Source organism: Treponema sp. Marseille-Q3903 (assembly GCF_014334335.1).
Lineage (GTDB): Bacteria > Spirochaetota > Spirochaetia > Treponematales > Treponemataceae > Treponema_D.
Window position 1 is genome coordinate 1,407,187 of the sequence record NZ_JACSEU010000001.1, and the last position, 18,495, is coordinate 1,425,681.

An 18,495-nucleotide genomic window follows, 5' to 3' on the forward strand; every position below is an offset into this window, starting at 1 on the left:
GGTAGATATTCACATTTTGCATACTGCACTTGAAATTTATCGATTTTTATACAAAATGAAAGATGAACCGCCTGCCCAAAGGAGATTCACAAATGCTTATTCTCACAGAAAAACCAAGTGTCGCAAAAGATTTTGCGGCTGCATTAAACTGTTCTTTCAAATTTGTTCCCCAATATAAAATTGGATATTATTCAGACGGGAGAACGGATATTACAAATCATCTTTTCAGTCTAGTAGAACCAGATTTCTATGATGACCGCTTCAAATCATGGAAAGAGATTCCTTGTATTCCTGAAAGATTTATATATCAAAAAAATTCTTTGGTTATGGGGCAAATACTGTTTGTTTTGGAACTTCTAACAAAACACATTTCAGATTCCATTCTTATCGCTACAGATGCAGACAGGGAAGGTGAAGTAATTGCAAGGGAGTGTCTTTCAGAAGTAGAGGGATTACTGACCGCATTCACAAAATCTTCTAAAATCAAAAGATTCTGGGTTTCCCAGGCACTTACGAAAGATGTTATTCTTGAAGGAATAAAAAATGCAAAGCCACTAGCAGAATCATACTGCACTTGAAATTTATTGATTTTTATACAAAATGAAAGATGAACCGCCTGCCCAAAGGAGATTCACAAATGCTTATTCTCACAGAAAAACCAAGTGTCGCAAAAGATTTTGCGGCTGCATTAAACTGTTCCTATAAGTCAAGTCCGCAAAAAACTGGATATTTTTCTGACGGAAGAACAGACATTACAAATTGTGTCGGTCATCTTTTCAGTCTAGTAGAACCAGATTTCTATGATGACCGCTTCAAATCATGGAAAGGAATTCCGTGCATTCCTGATAAGTTTTCTTATCTCATAAATACTTCTGCAAAGACACAAGCACAACTTGTTTTAAGCCTTCTAAAGAAACATAGTTCAGATTCTATTCTTATCGCTACAGATGCCGACCGAGAAGGCGAAGTTATTGCAAGAGAATGCCTTTGGTGTTCAGGAATTAAAGACTTTTCAAAAATCAAAAGATTCTGGGTTTCCCAGGCACTTACGAAAGATGTTATTCTTGAAGGAATAAAAAATGCAAAGCCACTAGCAGAATACGACAAACTTGCCGCAAATGGATTCGCAAGGCAACATTCAGACTGGCTTACAGGAATGAATTTTACTCGATATGTTTCTGTTGCCGCAAATAAAAAACTCTCTATAGGCAGGGTAAAAACTGCTGTTCTTTCCGCCATAGAAACACGGTGTTCTCAGATTGAAAACTTCCAACGTGAAAAATACTTTGAATACTACGGCTCATTTGGAGCGCAACGTTGCGTTCCGTCTTGCAAAGGGATTTTTTTCATTGCATTCGGTCAAAAAGGGGAAATTATTCCTGATGGAAAAGATGGACAAACAAAGTTTCCTGGCAGCGGTCTTGCAGACACGTTAAAGTTAGATATTGGAAGCAAAGTTTCTGTCATTGAAAACAAGTCTGAACGAAAGGAAACTTCAGCACCTCAGCTTTACAATCTTAACGCAGTTCAAAAAGACGCTTTCAAACTTTACGGATTGTCTGCGGAAGAGACACTTAAAATAATCCAGAAACTTTATGAGGAATACAAGTGCGTTTCCTATCCAAGAACTCCATCAAAAGTAATGGGCAGTGGCAATGTTGAACTCGTTCAAAATATTTTCAACGAACTTTCAAATTCATATCCAGAATTAAAGGAAGCTCTAAAAATCTCTGACATTTCCCTGAATAATAAACGGTGCTTCAATGACGCAAAACTGGAAGCCCACCATGCCTTGATTCCTTTGAAAGAATGTCCAACATCTGCCACAGAAAACGATAGAAATATCTACAACTTGATTTTGAACAGATTTAAAATCGCTTTTGCTTCACCTTATATCTACGACAAACAGACTGTAGTTCTTTCTGTAAACAATCACAACTATAAGGTTACAGGAAATCAAACAGTAGATTATGGCTGGAAATCATTCGCTCCGAGCGCAACGTTGCGTTCCACAGAAGTAGACGAAGAACAGGAAGAAGAACAATCTTTATCAAACATTGATTGGGATAACCTGTATTTGCAGGATTTGGAAGCGAAAAAAAAATGGACCAAGCCGCCAAAATATTTCAACGAAGCTTCAATTCTATCCTTCATGGAAAATCCAAAGAGCGAAGACGAGAATCAAGGAAAACTTGTAGGACTTGGAACACAGGCAACAAGGCACACCTTTATACCGGAACTTCTTGCAAACGGTTACATCAAGATTGAAAGGAAAAATATTCTGGTAACAGGGCTTGGAAGGACTGTAATCAACACTGTAAGGAATTCTTCAATCAAAAGTTTTGCGGACATTGGACAAACAACAGAGTGGGAAAAGCAACTTGAAGAGAATCCAGAGCGTTTTGAAAATGATATAAAGAGCTTTATAAGAACTGCCGTTCAAGAGCCTTTCAAAATAGAACTAAATGCAGACGAAGGGCAGATAAAGTGTCCTTCTTGCGGAAAGCCGTTGAGATTCGGAACTACAAAGAGCGGCTATAAAAACTGGTTCTGCACAGGCTACACAGACGGCTGCCATTTCAAGATTTGGGAAAACTTCAACGGTTCAAAATTGACTGAAAGAGATATAACTTCCTTATGTTCTGGTCAAAAAACAGGACTTAAAAAGTTCACTTCCCAAAAGACAGGTAAGGAATATAAGGCACATTTATTTCTCGATAAAGACTTACAGATAAAGTTTGACTTTGCAAAATAATTGTAATACAAAATATTAGGTTTAAAATCGGAGCGCAACATCGCTGGAAGTTTCACTGCGAATGACGCTCCAAATTTTATGAAGGATTAGGTTTATGAATACAGTAGAACTCGATGACAAGCAGACAGCATACAAGTCTGTCCTTGAAAAAATCATTAACAATGAAATGACGACAAAACAGGCGGCACTAGAACTTTGCGTTACACAGAGATGTATTGAATACAAAGTGCAAGCCTACAAACTATTAGGCGATATTTCCCTTCGCCACGGCAATACAGGCAAAAGTCATGTAAGCGGAAAATTTAAAACTCTTAGACAAAAAATCATTGATATTTTTCTGTATACAAAAATTGAAGGAGAAACTCTCGATGGGATTTCTTATTCTTATTTCAATTCCCTTCTTGAAGAAATGTTTGATATAAAAGTATCTGATACTTATGTTAAAAAAGTTTTGAAAAAAGAATGTCATTATATTTCTCCACGCTCGTCAAATTGCAAGGATAAGATAATTCATCTGTCCCGTTCCAGAAAGGCACAAGAAGGGGAATTGATACAAGTTGACGGTTCTGAACACGATTGGTTCAGGAACGGACACAAGGAATGCATTCACGGATTCATTGACGATGCTACTGGAAAAATAATCTCTCTGTATATGACAAAACATGAATGTTCTTTCGGCTATCACGAGTGCTTTAGGTCAATGACAATAGAATATGGAATTCCGCTCGCTTTATATACCGACAAGCTCCAAGTATTCTACACAATAAGAGATGGGAAGATAAAAGACGAGCCAACACAGTTTGGAAGAATTATGAATGAATTTGGAGTTGAGTTAATTCCTGCAAATACTCCGCAAGCAAAAGGTAGGGTAGAAAGAATGTGGCAGACATTGCAGGGGCAGCTTCCATTTTGGCTTTGGATTCACGGAGTAAAAACAATAGAAGAAGCAAACAAAGTTCTTAATCAATACATAAAAAAGTTCAACAAGAAATATGCAGTAAAAGCAAAGGAAAAAGACAGCGCCTTTGTTCCAGCAGATTTGGAGCAAGTAAACCAACACTTAAAACTTACTACTATCGGAAAAGTAGACAACGGCGGTGTATTCAATTTGAAAGGCTACAGATTTTTTTGCAAAGAACTTGCAGGAGAAAAAGTTAAAATCTGCCTGTCAATAAAAAACGGACTTTGGTGCGAACCGATAAACGGCAAGAAACATTATCCTGTTGAATTGCTTGAAACAGATACATCCGGTCTAATGCCGGAAGTCTGGAAAGACCTTGTAGAAGAATTCTTTCTTAAAAATGCCAAGCCAAAATACAGAGAAGTCTACAAAGAATTAGAATATAAATCTGCGTAAAGGGCTTGGTAGATTTCATTTTATTTATCCTCATCTGACAGTGCTTTATGGCACTTAGGAAGAGTATATTCTTTTATACTCAATGCTATTCAAATTCAATTAAAATACAAACAATTCAGCAAATAAATCAAAGAAAATTAAGTATTATGCAGCAAATATAGGTCTATCCCCTGCTTGCCAATTTAAAAAACTTTGACGAAAAAATAAAAAGTTGTTGACATATTTTGTGATTCTCGTCATCGCTCCAAAACAGTCTTCGGAAACTTTTCTTTTAATTTTTTTTCAACACGCTTAAAGCGATTCGGGACTGAAGTCCTGAATGTCGTCAGTTGATTATCACCAGGCAATTTTATTTTTAGCTGCACAGAATGAAGCATAAGCGTCGCATCAGGAAAAAGAGAATCAGGTTTGTTGTAAATTGAATCACCTAAAATCGGACAGCCTAGATATTTCATGTGAACGCGTATCTGATGAGTTCTGCCTGTCTTTATCCGCACTCTCAATAGTGAATAGTTTCCATAGCATGCAATGCAGTGGTAGATTGTCCTTGAAAATTTGCCTTCGTCTGAGATATCTACAGCTTTAAATCTGTGACGATTTTTCGGATCTCTGATTATATTTGTGCGGATATCTCCGTTTCTGTGTGGCGGACGCCCTGTGACAATCAAAATGTATTCTTTTTGGTTCGATTTATCTTTAAATTGTTTTTGCAAAAACTCTTCTGCATCTCGGTTTTTTGCAGTGATTATGATACCTGAAGTTTCTTTATCAAGCCGATGGACTATACCCGGACGTCTTCTTTGAATAATATCGGAAGTACAGCCTTCTTTTATCTGTTCAATAGATTTTCGTCCCCAATGGTACAAAAGAGCGTTTACAAGAGTTTTGTTCCAGTTTCCGCACGCAGGATGTGTCACCATTCCTTGTTTTTTGTTTACTACAGTGACATCATCATCTTCATAAATTATGTCCAGAGGAATATTTTCCGGCTCAATGTTGTCTGGAATGTTGTCTTCCCATTGAATATCAATTATATCGCCTGCTTTGACTTTTTGTGAAAGCTTTACTTTTTTCCCGTTCAAAAGGATTTCATTCACGCCGCTTTTTAATTTTGAGCGGTTCATTCCGTTTGGAAGTGATGCAATAAATTTATCTAGCCGTTCCTGATTTTCGTAATCTTCAGGAACTTTTGCAGTAAAAAAAGGCATTATTCTTCAACCTCTTGAACATCATCGTCTTCCCCAATATCTTTGACTTTTTTTTCAGATGATGGCACAACTTTTACCGCTTCTTTGTCTTCTGAAAGAGGTGTGATAGAAATATCGTCATAGTTTAGTAACTCTGTTGTTTTTTTTGCTTTTGAACGCTTTATAATCTGGAAAATATAATCTGTAATACCGATGCAGACAGATATTCCGATGGAAGTCAAAATAATGTTTTTTTGTTCTTCTTGAGTAAAATTTGACCCAAAAAGACTCGGCGCATATTCGCTTTTAAAATCATTTTTATAATAGCGATAACCAGAATAAGCAAGCGATGTATCAAGCATGACAAAAGGGATTGCGCCGAGCGTTATGATTTCAAAACGGCGGAGATCTTTTAGTCCTTGCGGAATTTCGTCTTTTTCGTAAGGAAGCGGCGTCGTGTCTTCCGAAAACACCGGAGACAAAATATTAAATAAAATCGAGAATGATAGTATTTTTAACACTGATTTTGTAAAATTATGCTTTTTCATTTTTTGAATACACTCTCTCTCCAAAAATTGCAGTTCCTATTCTGACAATTGTCGCTCCTTCTTCAACAGCGATTTCGTAATCGCCCGACATTCCCATCGATAATTCCTTCATATCAAATTGTGGATATTTTTTATCGATTTTTTTTGAAAGATTCTGCAATGCTCTAAATGAATCCCTTATAAGTTTTTCATCGTTTGTAAAAGGAGCCATCGTCATCAGTCCGCAAGGTATTACATGTGGAAATCTGCCGTCTGCACAAGCTTTGATCGACTCTAAAAGGAGGTCTTCGGTTTTATATCCTGATTTGGAATCTTCTCCTGTGTGAAGTTCAAAAAAAACTTTGATTTTTTTGTCAATTTTTGCGCACTGCTTTTCAATTTCTTCGAGAATCTCTATTCTGTCAACAGATTCGATACAGTCAGCAATTTTTACAGCATTTTTTACTTTATTTGACTGGAGAACGCCGAGCAAATGAAGTTCAACGTTTTTGTATTTTTCTTTGATTTCGAGAAACTTTTTTCCGGCTTCTTGAACTCTGTTTTCACCGAATAAAAACTGCCCTGCTTCGATTGCCTTATATACGTCATCTACAGTGTGATATTTACTTACGGCGACAAGTTTTACAGAATCCGTTTTGCGACCGGCTCTTTTTTCAGCAGCGTTTATTTTGTTTTTTATATCTTTTAAGTTTTCTTTTATTCCCATCGGTCTGCCCTTTATTTATAAACATGCCATATCGGAAAGTACATCTGAAAGTTTAAGCAACTCCTCGATTTTTAGTGCTTCCGCCCTTTTCATAGAATCTATTCCGGCTGTCTCAAGCGCTTTGATTGCTGTGTCGTTGTTTTTAAGATATACGGAAAGGTTGTTTCGCACATTTTTCCGCCTTGAAGAAAACAAAGCTCGCTGCATTTTCATAAACAAGATTGGATTTTTGCAGCCGGGAAACTCTTCTCGTCTTGTCATGACAACAGCTCTTGAATCTACATTCGGTCTAGGCCAAAAGTTCCCACCTGCCAAATCGAGCAATGGCTTTACGTCGTATGCCCACTGGCACAACACAGAAAATGATGAATAATCCTCTGTGCCTGGTTTTGAAGTCATACGCTGTGCGACTTCTTTTTGGACTGTAAAGACGCATCTGTCAAATAAAATATTGCTTTCTATCGTGTCGGCAATGATTGACGCTGCAATGTTGTACGGGAGGTTTCCAAAAAGCCTGTTGGGAGTTTTCTTTTCTTTTTCAAGCTGATTTTTCCATGTTTTTAATACATCGCCTTCGACAATTGTGACCACTCCCGATTCTTGCTGCTTTGAAAAGAACTGCTTGATTAAAAACGCAAATCCTCTGTCAATTTCAAAAACTGTCAGATTTGAGCCTCTGTTTAGAATTTCAAAAGTCATTGAGCCGAGACCGGGACCGATTTCCCAAACTTTTGAAGTTTCATTTATTTCAAGCGCGTCGATCAAGCGTTTACGAGCGTCTCCATTTATAAGAAAGTTCTGACCAAACTTTTTTTGCATTGAAAAACCGTTTGAATCGAGTATCTGTTTGAGCTGTGCCGGTGAATTATAATCAGGGGGATTCAAATTTTGCTCCAATCTGTTTCAACAAAAAACAATAAATCTACTTAATTTGGACAATCGGCATGTGCGAAAAAGCCAATACCGAATATTTGATAACAGTATACTGTAAATTTATAAAAAATCCACTGGGCTTTTGAAATATCGGAAAGATAAGCGAGATAATCATAAGCATGAGTCCGGAGTAAATAAAAATCGTAATCAATGGGGAAATCACTGTCGTCGCAATGATTCCGATAGGAGAATATATTCCAAAAAATTTTATGCTGATAGGTGCAGTAAAGATTTGTGCTCCTGTAGACGCGGAAAGTGAGGCTGCAATCGGTTTTGGAAAAAGCTTAAAATAAATGAATCCCGATATCCTGCTGAAAATTATGATTCCAGCGAGTGCTCCGTAACTCAACATAAAGCCGATATTGTTTATGTCTGATGGCGAAATTACACATTGAAACAAAAATGAAAAACACAAAATACTTATCCTGTCAGTCTGCTCCGAACCTGACATTGATGCTACAATCGTAAGCATTGCGCATATAAATGCACGCAAAAGAGATGGAGAAAAACCTGCGAACCACACAAACAAAATCAGCGCAATAATCCTGATTATAAAAGTCAGTTTTTTTTGTCCTGCTTTTTTTCCAAAAAAAATTGCGAGTGCAGAAAACATTGAAAGGTGCATGCCGGAAAGCGCTAAAATATGAGAAAGACCGGCATTCCTAAACGCATTTGAGGTTTCTTCATTTGTGTATTCTTTTGAACCGCACAGTAACGCTAACAAAAGCCCACCTGCTTCGCCCCAGCCGTACATCAATCTTTTTATCTGAAGGCGACACAATGCACGAAAAAAATCAATCTTGCCGGTTATAGTATTTTGCCATGAACAGAAATTGCAAGCTGAAGATACAAAACCATTTTTTGTAAATTTTCCACTGAAAGAATAAATACCTCCAGCTTCAAAAAGATATGCGCCTTTTGCTTTTGCCTTTGAGTAAAGTTTACCTGGATAAAAAGATTCAACGATTTCAGAAGGAATGTATACGATAATCCTACCTTTTGACGATGATTTTTCCCCTTTTGAAGTCGATGTTTCTATTGCAGAAAGCAGCGAAGTATAATATTTCCCGGAATTAGATTTTACAGGTGAAGATAAAATAGTACCTGTTATCCCGGTCACTTTGTCTTTTGAAATCAGTGATATAAAAGGATACCGTGAAGGTGTTTTACACAATCCTGAATAGAAGACAATTAAACAAATTAAAACAGCTAAAACTACAGGTTTATCAATATACCTAAATCTTATTGCCATCTAAGTCCTGACAGTGCCTCTCGAGCAGCTGCCAGAACAGATTCATCATAATTCAAGTATGTCACCGCAAGAAGAGAATCAAACGCTGATTTATCGCCGATAGCACCTAAAGTTTTGATTACCGCAAGAACAATCTTTTGGGAAACTTTATTTCCATTTTCTGTTCTTCCGTTCAATTCTTCAAGATATGATATCAACTTTGGAACAGACGCAATCGGAGCGATGTTGTTGAGAGAACTGATGACGATTTCAAACGTGCTTTCATCGCTTATTTTGCTCTCATAACGAGTTTTTGTATTTTCAAAATATGAAAGCACTGTCGCTTGTGCACGAGTCCATTTGTTATCGCTCAGTATTTTAAGTGCATCTAATTGAACAAAAGTATCTGCTTCAGAAATCTTTGAAGAACTGCCTGATAATAATATAGACTTACTGAGCACATTTTCGGAAATCTCACAGAGATAATTTGTTGGAATTTTTGTATTTTTTTTAGTTAATGCTGAAACCGTTCGCAATGTATTTGCATCTCCATTGTGAATGATTCCTAAGATTTCATTCATAGAATATGGAATTAAAGTTGAAACAGTATCTTTAATTTCATTTGTATAATTCGAATATTTTTTGTCTTCAATAAGGTTATAAAGAATTAAAAATGTTTCATTGTTTCCGATAAATGACAATTCGTTTAATACATTTTTAAAAACACCGGAATCTACATCATTTATCTCGCTGTTGATTATAAACTCGTTGAGAGTTTTGACAAAACCTGTTACAGGAATCGTGTCTTTTAGAGCCAGCATTTTAGAAAGAATTGCAATTTTTACAGTGTTGCTGCTATTAAACTCATTAAAAAGCATTATAAATTTGTTTGAAAGCTGATTTTTATTTTCGTCTGTAAAAAGTTTTAGATATTCAGGAGAGATTGAAAAAACTGCTGCTACTGCAAGTCCATCGAGCTCACGGTCATTGCCAAGAACCTCTTTGTTTTCAAGGCAAAAATCAATCGCTTTGTTTGAAAGAATAGCAGCTTCATCTTCAGTCGCTTCACGAACTGCGGCTGTCTTATCCGATATGTTCCCTTTTATAAATTTAATTATATTTTTACCTTTGTTTTGGGCAAAAACATTGAGAACCGATAAAGATAAAATTAAAATTAAAGAAATCTTTTTTGCCATATTGTCCTCTAAAAAACGTTGATTTGTTCTTCTTCTGAAAAAGTCAGTCCGGTTTTTGTATTTTTTTTGTCAGAAGTTGCTTCTGAACTGGAACTTGCATCCGAAATTGCATTTTCTTCAGAATCAGCATTTGTGTCTACATTAAAATCTGCAATAGAATCACTTTCTGTAGAATCATTTATGTTTTGCGCATTTAAAACTGTCTGGCTGTTTTGAGTCTCAGTTTCATCTGTTTTATCCATTTCATCTGTTTTGTTTTCCTGAGTTTCATCTGTATCATCAGCTTCTCCATCGATATGATTTTCATCCGATTGTTCAGATTTTTTCGCTTCTTCAGCGATGTCTTCATCTGTCTGCGCAAGAGCTTCGAGAACTTCTTTTTCGGTTTCAGGAAGAAGATTATATACGAATTTCAAAACTTCGTTTCTCATTGAAGTTTCAATGTGAGTGCATTCAAAATGAAGCTTTGACTGATTTTCATTTTCATTAAATTCAACAGTCCTGATAATTCCGCTCATCAAAATCAATTTATTGCGGATTGTGAACTGAAGCTTAATTTTTGCATTTACGACACCTTTTCCGCCGATTCTGATAAGTGCCCCTGATTCTGAAATATCTTCAATGAGACATCTAAATCCATTTTGGGTTTCAATAGCATTTAGGTTTTCGTCATTTTTTTTAATTATGTAAAGCATTCCGTAAATATTGCAAGTTACGCGGACTGCTTTTCTTTTTTGCGTCCTTACAAGATTTGCAGAGTGTTTAAGAAATAATACTGATTTTCCAAGAAAAATTCCATTTCCTAAAACAGTCGTATCAAACACATAGCGGGCGTCACTTTTACGCCATAAAAAAACGCTGATTGTTTTTCCAACCCATTCATCAGCAGAATAAATGATTTTTTCTTTTTGTTTCGGGATTTCGATTGTGAGGTTTTTGTCGTTGTTGAGCAGTTTTGAGACAAAGACTCCTTTTCCCGGAAAAATTATCCGCAATGTCTGCCCTTTTTCAAGCGTGCTTGTATCTGAAAGCCCTTTTTTATCATCAGATTCGTTTTGAATTTTTGTACGGTATTTAAAAAGTTTTGACAGCAGAATTTGATATTTTTCATTATCTTCTGAAGCCGTATGATTTGAAATTTCTGTCATGCAGCGAGTTAGAGCCTGCATTGAAAAAAAGAGAGATTTCGGTTCGTCAAGGTTGCAAATCTGTGCTGTACTCCACAAAAGAACAAGGTCGGAAAGTGAAAAGCCTGCATCTAATCCGGTTACAAAAAAAACAATTTGTGTTTTGAAAGCAGAATAAACAGCTCCGAAAGCGAACAGTATTAATAACAAAATTATTAACGCAATTAGTGTGTACAAAATTTCCTCTTTTTTTTATTATATTATATAATAATACATTTTTATATGAAAAAACATTCGTTATCAATTGAAATTATTATTTTTTCAGCTATTTTTTTCTTATTTGTAGTTCCTCCACTTTTTGCAAAAAACGTCTTTGAGAGCAATCTGTTCAGTGTGTGGAATTTTCCTGTAAATCAGCTGATTCTTGCATTTTTCGGCGGAATTATTTTATTTTTTTATTATGAAAAAGACAAAAAAAAGCCATTTTTGATTTTTTTTCCGGTCATTTATACATTCGGTCTTTTGTTTTCCGGCTCTCTTTTTATAAAATATATTTCTATTCTCATAGGTGAAAGTCCTGCTATCGATATAAAAATGCCTTCATCTTTTACAGGATGGCTTTGGTGCATTTTAAACTTTTCATGTGCAGCTTTTTTTGAAGAAGTAATTTACAGATTTTACATCATAGATGAACTTGAATATCTTTTAAAATATAAAATAAACATTGTCTGCGAAATTGTAGGATGCCTTCTATTTGCTTTTGCTCATCTTTACATGGGCTGGATTTCTGTCTTAAATGCGGCAATTGCGCACATAATTTTACGCATGTGTTATGTAAAAAATCACAGATTGTGGCAGTGCGTTGCCTCACACTTTATTTACAATGTTATCTCTTTGATTTTATTGTAAGTCCAATAACTTATTTTATAGTGCGATATGTAGAATGCGTTATCATTTGATAATGAGCCGTCGCGCGTTGCAGAAAAATATTGAACTTTAACGATATATTCCTGCTGTGAGTCTGTTTTGAATATGTTCAAAACTATCCTTTTTTTATTTCCAAGTTCCATTATTATAGCTGTATCAGGATTGTCTGATGATTGATAGTGAGATGGAAATCCTCCGTGTCGAAGTTCAAGGAATTTTTGTAAATCAGTGATTTTTGGTGTCTGCTGCACTATATCTTCTGGCTTGATTTTACCAAAAACTTCTTGCGATATTATAAAAGGCTCTGCCCACGATTGAATTGAAGTCGTCAGAAAACTATCAAAATTTAAATTTGTCTCATAAACCGCCGTGTTTTTATCTGTCATAAAAAAGCGTGAAGTCTGTGAAAAATCATGTTTTCCAAATATCAATTCGTGAGCTTCCCCATCTTTTATATGATATTTTATGTGAAATGACTCAAAGCCGGAAAGACCAAATGCACTACCCTTGTTTATATCGTCTGATATTTTATACATATTGACAATACCTGTAAGAGTGTTTATGAAATTTTTCATTTTTTCGTCTGAGGCTGGAAGTTGATATATATCGTTATTTTTTTGCAATATTTCTTGAGATGACTTTATTGTCCAAAAATTGTCGGTCTTTTTGATTGTGAGTTTTGAATTGCCTCTGTAAAGTTCAAACTCCGAGATGCTGTCTTTATATTTTGGATTTACGAGTGCCGTCTTTATAAGTTTTCGTCTGTCTTTTGAGCTGCATGACTTTGTAAAAGAAAAAACATATAAAATTGCCAGAAAGATTGTAGCTATATATAATATTTTTCGATTTAATGTTTTCATTTTCTTACTGCCTTTTTTTTATGAAAATTGAAAAAGAATCCAAAAGCGATAACTGTAAGCGGAATGATTGCAAATAAAATGATAAATGAAATCAATTTGAGCCTTGTAAAATCGGCAATGCTTTTGATTTTAAAAAAAGATGTATCCCTTGATATGCGGCTTTGGAGTTCCGCAAGTTCTTCTTCGTTGTTCAATTTTAAAAGAGCATTTGTCATAAAGTCAAAATTTCTGTAATCGCCAGTCTCCCCGCCGATGTAACCGTTCATAAGTGAATTAACAAAATATTGGTCTGAGACAACGATTATATTTGCATCACTTCTGTCTGCGAGGTTGTATAGCCCGGAAATTTTTCCTTTGATCTGTGCTGCGAGTATCTGTGTCGACTTTTGTAAATCTGATGTTTTTGAAGTCTCGAGAATGAATGGATTTGTTTCAATCAATTTATCTTTGCTGTTTTTGTCTATTTCATAAAAGTAACTTGCAGGCGACGACATGATATAAGGCTGTGCATTTTCGTTTAATTCAAGCGGTGTCGGCCAAAACAGTGTCATTCCAAGAGTTGCATTTTTTTGCTGCAAAACGCTTATCCAAAGAGGATAGTTTATCACTTGTTGATGCGAATTGTCTTCGCTGTACATCGTGATCGCTGCACACGAAACATCTGCTGCAATTTTTTTGCTGAATTGAACACCCCAGTTTTCTATCATTTCAACGATATTTGTCCAAAGATTTTGTGTTATATTCCAGCTGTCTGCAATACTTGAACTGTATGGGCTTACTGCTAAAATTGCGTTTCCTTTATTCGATAGAATGTATGATTCAATTGCGATTGCGTTTTCAATGTTTATTCTGCTGTCTCCAATCACAAAAAGAGGACCTGCCGTTTTTGAAAGTTTATCGGAAAATAAAGGGTCATCTATGCTGATTTGATTGCATATAAATCCTTGAGCTTGGAGCCAAGGGACTACGTAACTGTAATCGTCATTGAGAGTCATCTCATTTCCTACGACAATGTTAACACTGCGAGTATTACCCGAAATCAAATGCTTTATCCGTCCATCTAGGTCGTACTCGAGAGTGTTTGCAGCCATTGTAAAGGCGATTATCTCTGCATACCCCATATACTCGATTATTATCGACGAGTATACGGTTGTATACTCTGTGGAGGTATCTGAAACGGTTTTCATTTGCTGCCCTGTAATTCCGTAGTTTTCAAGAAGCGTTTTAGCTGTTTTATCTTTGTCAGGATTTTTTATTATAAGAGTGATATTTTTTCCCGCTGATGTGTATTCTTCCAAAAAGTCGCTAACATCCCTGATTTGTGGGTACAACTTTGCGATTTTTGAGGAACGATAATACGTGATTTTTATAGGGTTGTCCGCTTTTTTTAACAGTTCTTTTGAATACTTTGAGATTGAATATGTCTTGTTTTTTGAAAAATCAAATCGCTTATAGAATTTGTTTCCGTTCATCATCACAAGCAATGTACATGCGATTGCAGCAATTTTATTCAGCTTTTCTTTTTTTGTGTAACATTTTCCGTTCTTTATGCTGCTTGCAATTTCTGAAAGCAAAACAAATAAAACAGATGTTCCTGAAAGCCAGAATATATCTCTTGTATCTAAAATGCCTTTTCCTGCGGCATCAAAATGCCACGCAAAACTCATCTGCTTGAACACAGAAACAATAAAATCAGGAAACTGGATATAAACTGTAAAAAGATGTGCGCTGTTGAAAATTGCGAGCAGCGTTGCACTTACGATGTATGATATCGGCCTGTTGGGAAAAAAAATGTTTACAAAACAGCATAGAGAAATGATTGCGCAACCGTAAAAAAAAAGGCAGATAATGCTTGTCGTCAGCTGTCCAAAATCGATGCAGCCGAACATGTTTACGATCAAAGCAGCCGGAATAAGAAGCAGAATCATAGATGTGTATAAAATCAGTTTTGTGACAAAGTTTATCGATATTTTTTCAAGGCTGCTCAAGGGAACAAATTTGTCATAAATCTGAAATGAACGTTTTGAACACAGAGAAGGCATAATCAATATGCTGATGTATGGCACTGAAGAAAAAAATAAAACCAAATCTGTCGTTCCGTTTCCGCTGAAAAACTGTTGTCTTATAAAATAATTTATCGATGTGAATACGGAAAATAAGATTGCGATTATGTAAAAAAACGGTGATTTTAGATTGTTGATGATGTTGTATTTTAAAAATGCATTGCGGCTTGTCATTAAAATTATCTTTCCTCTTTATATGTGAGTTTTATAAATGCATCTTCAAGATTTTTAGATTTTGTCTTGGTGATAATCTGAGATTCCGTTCCGCTTGCGACTATCTTTCCGTCATTTAAAATATACAGTTCTGAACAAAGAGAATAAACTTCCTGAAGAATATGCGTAGACATTAAAATTGCCTTTTTTTTCGAAAGTTTTTTTATGAGATTTCTCATCTGGATAATCTGGGTCGGGTCAAGTCCGCTGATAGGTTCATCTAATATAAGATTCGGAGGATTGTGGACAAGAGCTTGCGCAAAAGAAACTCGCTGCTGCTGTCCTTTTGAAAGATTTTTAATCTTTTTATCGAGTAACTTTTCTATTGAGCTCTGCTCTACTGTTTTTTCAATCGATTCTTTGAGATTTGATACTTCGTGAGTTTCTGCTGCGTAATTAAGAAATTCAGAAACTGTCATCTCAGGCGGAAGCATCGGAATCTCAGGGACATAGCCTATCAACTTCATGCATACTTCAGGATTTTCAGCTGCATTCCACATGTTGTTGTTTTCATCTGTTATTATGATATTTCCGGACGACGGGTAATGAAAGCCGCAGATAACTTTCATTATCGTAGTTTTCCCCGAACCGTTCGGTCCTATTAAACATGTTATCTTGCAGTCTTCAATTTTGAGATTTACATTTTCAACGGCAAAATCTGATTTACGTGGATTGTACTTTTTTGAAAACCATGTAATTTCAATCATCTTAATCTACAAACGGAATATCGATCTGCATTCTGTCGCGTGACAATTCTGCTTTTGGCCAGACAGCTTGTGCCTCTGTTAGTAAAATCTGGAGGTCTTTGTCTGTATAACGAGGGCTGTAGTGTATCATGCACATTCGTCGTACATTTGCTTCTTTTGCGATTGTCGCAGCCTGAACGGCAGTCATGTGTTTCTTTTCTTTTGCCTGCTCAAGCAATGCGTTTTCAAACATTCCTTCACAGATTAAAAGATCAGACCCTCGAACTTCATCAATAATAGAAGTCTTGAAAAGCGTATCGGTTACAAAAGAAAATTTTCTTCCGCTTCGTTTTGGTCCAAGAACTTGTTCAGGCTTTACTGTTGAACCGTCTGCTGCCTGTACTTCGTATCCGTTTTGAAGCTGCGACCAAAGTGGTCCGCATGGAACTCCGAGTTCACGAGCTTTTTCTGGGTTGAACGCACCTGGTCTGTCAAGTTCTTCGAGCGTATAACCTACGCATGTTTTTGTATGGTCTAGAGGAAATGCACGGATATAAAAATCTTTGCCGGAATGAACAACGCAAGGTGCTTTAATTTCTTTTACTATAATCGGATAGTTTATATACATGTCTAGCACGTTTCGGCTTGTTTCAATATATTCCTTGATTTTCGGAGGACCGTAAATGTAAAGAGGCTCTTCCCTATCGACTTGGGCAGAGAGCATAAGAATACCTGGTAATCCTGTCACATGGTCTGCATGTGTATGAGAAACAAAAATTGCGTCGATTTTCTTCCATTTCAGATTGAGCCTTTTTAGACTTACTTGAGTTCCTTCGCCGCCATCAAAAAGAAATAAATTACCGTCACGGCGAAGCAAAACTGATGTGAGGTGTCTGTAAGGCAACGGCATCATTCCGCCGCAGCCAAGAATAAAAGCTTCCATGTTCATATTTGAGACAATAATATCAAAAAAATAAAAAATATAAAATGGGTTTGAAAAATTGTTTTTTTTTATCTTGACGGCAATGTTTCTTTGATTTTTTTCTTTTTTGGTGACAGACGGTTGATGTATATATTATAAAAAATTAAATTCGCTATAAATGTCAAAACCCAGCTGACCGGATATGAGATAAATATCGTCTTCGGCGTATGCAACTGTGGTATCTGAAATATTGTCACTAACCATATTATTCTGAAAAGGCACGCGCCAAGCAATGAAGATATAACAGGCATGAGTGAATGTCCTATCCCGCGTATAGTGTTTGCCATTCCGTCCATCATTCCGCAAAGATAATATGTTGTAAATATAACCCAGCAGCGAATCATGCCGGCTTGAATTACATCGGGACTTTTTGTGTAAATTCCAAGGAATCTATAGCGGAATAAAAGAAAAATTGTGCATAAAACAGTTCCGATAACAACTATAGAAAATTGAGAAATCCATGTTAGTCTTCTGATTCTGTCAAACTTTTTTGCACCTGCGTTTTGAGAACAGAATGTGAGAGAACCTTGTGAAAATCCGTTCATAGCGGTATAAACAAAACCTTCGATGTTGCAAACTGCGGAGTTTCCTGCAATCAGTGTTGCCCCAAAAGTATTCACCGATGACTGTATGATTACGTTCGAAAATGAAAACATAATCCCCTGAAATCCTGCCGGCAGCCCTATTTTTACGATTCGTGCAAATATTGACATGTTGATTTTTAAGTTATGAAGGCTTAGATGAAAATCATCTTTTTCAAAAACTAAAATTGTAATTATAAGAATCGCGGCTAGAGTCTGTGATATGACTGTAGCCCATGCAACTCCCGCAACATCCATCTTAAATATGATTACAAAAATCAGGTTTAAGACAAGATTTAGAATGCCTGCGAGAAACAAAATATACAACGGTCGCTTTGTGTCTCCTTTTGCACGCAGTAAGGCGCTTCCAAAATTGTATACCATCGTCGCTGTAATCCCACTAAAATAAATTTTAAGATAAAGTGTCGCAAGATTTAGAACTTCGTCAGGAGCTTGCATCATCCGTAAAATGATGCGTGAACCGGCAATCCCTACGGCAGTCAAAATGATTCCGCTGTATACAGAAAGCAGAATTGATGTGTGTACAGTGTCCTTTAATTCCTTTGAGTTTCCAGCTCCAAAATAATTGGCAGCAACTACATTCGAGCCGATTGAAAGACCTGTAAAAAGATTGACTAAAAGATTTATCAGAGAACCTGTAGAACCGACTGCCGCAAGCGAGTTGTCTCCCGCAAATCTTCCTACAACTATGATATCGGCAGCATTAAAAAGCAACTGTAAGATGCTGGAAAAAATAAGCGGGATTGAAAACTGAAGCAACTTCCCAAAGATAGAACCTTCAGTCATGTTTATTTGGTTTGATTTTTTCATATAATATCCAGCATATCTTTAAAAAAATGATTTTCAATTTTTGCAGTATTCAGAAGTTGCCCAACAGAATCGTATCTTTTGCCTTCGTAAAGTTTTCCGAATACAATGACAAGTTCTCCATTTTCTTTTTTATCATAAGTCATATTGTAAATTTTCCCGTTGTAAGAAAATTCCAGTGGTTTTTGAATTTCTATCAAATATAAAAAATGGTCTTTAGTCATTCCTCTTAGTCTATTGAAATACATGCACGATTACAATTGGCTATCAAAACAATATCAGCGAAAAAGCTTTCAGATAATCATTCTCTGCATT

General features: G+C 36.1%; 17 protein-coding genes. 4 read left to right on the top strand and 13 right to left on the bottom strand.

Features of this window, described 5'->3' with window-relative positions:
- Nucleotides 1–92 precede the first annotated feature (92 nt).
- From H9I37_RS06365 to H9I37_RS06375, 3 genes are all read left to right on the top strand, one after another.
- On the top strand, nucleotides 93–578 hold the full coding sequence (locus H9I37_RS06365) for a toprim domain-containing protein (protein ID WP_187381614.1): 486 nt from the start codon (nucleotides 93–95) through the stop codon (nucleotides 576–578).
- 59 nt (nucleotides 579–637) lie between these two features.
- Nucleotides 638–2,755, top strand: coding sequence for a type IA DNA topoisomerase (locus H9I37_RS06370; RefSeq protein ID WP_187381615.1), 2,118 nt, complete (start codon nucleotides 638–640; stop codon nucleotides 2,753–2,755).
- A gap of 94 nt (nucleotides 2,756–2,849) precedes the next feature.
- Entirely contained in the window at nucleotides 2,850–4,112 is a 1,263-nt protein-coding gene (locus H9I37_RS06375; RefSeq protein WP_187381616.1) for an ISNCY family transposase, read from the top strand.
- A gap of 236 nt (nucleotides 4,113–4,348) precedes the next feature.
- Here the strand turns inward: H9I37_RS06375 and H9I37_RS06380 are convergent, their stop codons facing one another.
- The 7 genes from H9I37_RS06380 to H9I37_RS06410 are packed head-to-tail and all read right to left on the bottom strand — an operon-like array spanning nucleotide 4,349 to nucleotide 11,277.
- Nucleotides 4,349–5,320 (bottom strand): RluA family pseudouridine synthase, encoded by a 972-nt coding sequence (locus H9I37_RS06380; protein ID WP_187381617.1) that lies wholly within the window; start codon nucleotides 5,318–5,320, stop codon nucleotides 4,349–4,351.
- The gene (locus tag H9I37_RS06385) at nucleotides 5,320–5,847 is read right to left on the bottom strand and encodes a hypothetical protein (protein ID WP_187381618.1); all 528 of its coding nucleotides are present in this window, start codon (nucleotides 5,845–5,847) and stop codon (nucleotides 5,320–5,322) included. The genes H9I37_RS06380 and H9I37_RS06385 overlap by 1 nt, the downstream gene beginning before the upstream one ends.
- Nucleotides 5,834–6,553: a YggS family pyridoxal phosphate-dependent enzyme gene (locus H9I37_RS06390; RefSeq protein ID WP_187381619.1), complete on the bottom strand. Its 720-nt coding sequence runs from the start codon at nucleotides 6,551–6,553 to the stop codon at nucleotides 5,834–5,836. The genes H9I37_RS06385 and H9I37_RS06390 overlap by 14 nt, the downstream gene beginning before the upstream one ends.
- A gap of 15 nt (nucleotides 6,554–6,568) precedes the next feature.
- The gene (gene rsmA / locus H9I37_RS06395) at nucleotides 6,569–7,438 is read right to left on the bottom strand and encodes a 16S rRNA (adenine(1518)-N(6)/adenine(1519)-N(6))-dimethyltransferase RsmA (RefSeq protein WP_187381620.1); all 870 of its coding nucleotides are present in this window, start codon (nucleotides 7,436–7,438) and stop codon (nucleotides 6,569–6,571) included.
- 37 nt (nucleotides 7,439–7,475) lie between these two features.
- The gene (locus H9I37_RS06400; protein ID WP_187381621.1) at nucleotides 7,476–8,738 is read right to left on the bottom strand and encodes a ComEC/Rec2 family competence protein; all 1,263 of its coding nucleotides are present in this window, start codon (nucleotides 8,736–8,738) and stop codon (nucleotides 7,476–7,478) included.
- A complete protein-coding gene (locus tag H9I37_RS06405) occupies nucleotides 8,729–9,913 on the bottom strand; it encodes a HEAT repeat domain-containing protein (protein WP_187381622.1) in 1,185 nt (394 codons plus the stop codon). Before H9I37_RS06405 ends, H9I37_RS06400 begins: the two co-directional genes overlap by 10 nt.
- An 8-nt stretch (nucleotides 9,914–9,921) precedes the next feature.
- Entirely contained in the window at nucleotides 9,922–11,277 is a 1,356-nt protein-coding gene (locus H9I37_RS06410; protein WP_187381623.1) for a flagellar brake protein, read from the bottom strand.
- A 45-nt stretch (nucleotides 11,278–11,322) separates the two neighbouring features.
- Here H9I37_RS06410 and H9I37_RS06415 point away from each other — a divergent pair, with 45 nt between their 5' ends.
- A complete protein-coding gene (locus tag H9I37_RS06415) occupies nucleotides 11,323–11,949 on the top strand; it encodes a CPBP family intramembrane glutamic endopeptidase (RefSeq protein ID WP_187381624.1) in 627 nt (208 codons plus the stop codon).
- Here H9I37_RS06415 and H9I37_RS06420 read toward each other — a convergent pair.
- The 6 genes from H9I37_RS06420 to H9I37_RS06445 all read right to left on the bottom strand — a co-directional run bounded on the left by H9I37_RS06420 (nucleotide 11,919) and on the right by H9I37_RS06445 (nucleotide 18,404).
- Entirely contained in the window at nucleotides 11,919–12,827 is a 909-nt protein-coding gene (locus H9I37_RS06420; RefSeq protein WP_187381625.1) for a DUF4340 domain-containing protein, read from the bottom strand. The two genes, H9I37_RS06415 and H9I37_RS06420, sit on opposite strands and share 31 nt — an antisense overlap.
- Nucleotides 12,824–15,064, bottom strand: coding sequence for a GldG family protein (locus H9I37_RS06425; RefSeq protein WP_187381626.1), 2,241 nt, complete (start codon nucleotides 15,062–15,064; stop codon nucleotides 12,824–12,826). The genes H9I37_RS06420 and H9I37_RS06425 overlap by 4 nt, the downstream gene beginning before the upstream one ends.
- A gap of 5 nt (nucleotides 15,065–15,069) precedes the next feature.
- Nucleotides 15,070–15,810 (bottom strand): ABC transporter ATP-binding protein, encoded by a 741-nt coding sequence (locus H9I37_RS06430; RefSeq protein ID WP_187381627.1) that lies wholly within the window; start codon nucleotides 15,808–15,810, stop codon nucleotides 15,070–15,072.
- Nucleotide 15,811: 1 nt separating this feature from the next.
- Entirely contained in the window at nucleotides 15,812–16,738 is a 927-nt protein-coding gene (locus H9I37_RS06435) for a ribonuclease Z (RefSeq protein ID WP_187381628.1), read from the bottom strand.
- A gap of 62 nt (nucleotides 16,739–16,800) precedes the next feature.
- On the bottom strand, nucleotides 16,801–18,183 hold the full coding sequence (locus H9I37_RS06440) for an MATE family efflux transporter (protein ID WP_187381629.1): 1,383 nt from the start codon (nucleotides 18,181–18,183) through the stop codon (nucleotides 16,801–16,803).
- A complete protein-coding gene (locus H9I37_RS06445) occupies nucleotides 18,180–18,404 on the bottom strand; it encodes a hypothetical protein (RefSeq protein ID WP_187381630.1) in 225 nt (74 codons plus the stop codon). Before H9I37_RS06445 ends, H9I37_RS06440 begins: the two co-directional genes overlap by 4 nt.
- Nucleotides 18,405–18,495: the final 91 nt, after the last annotated feature.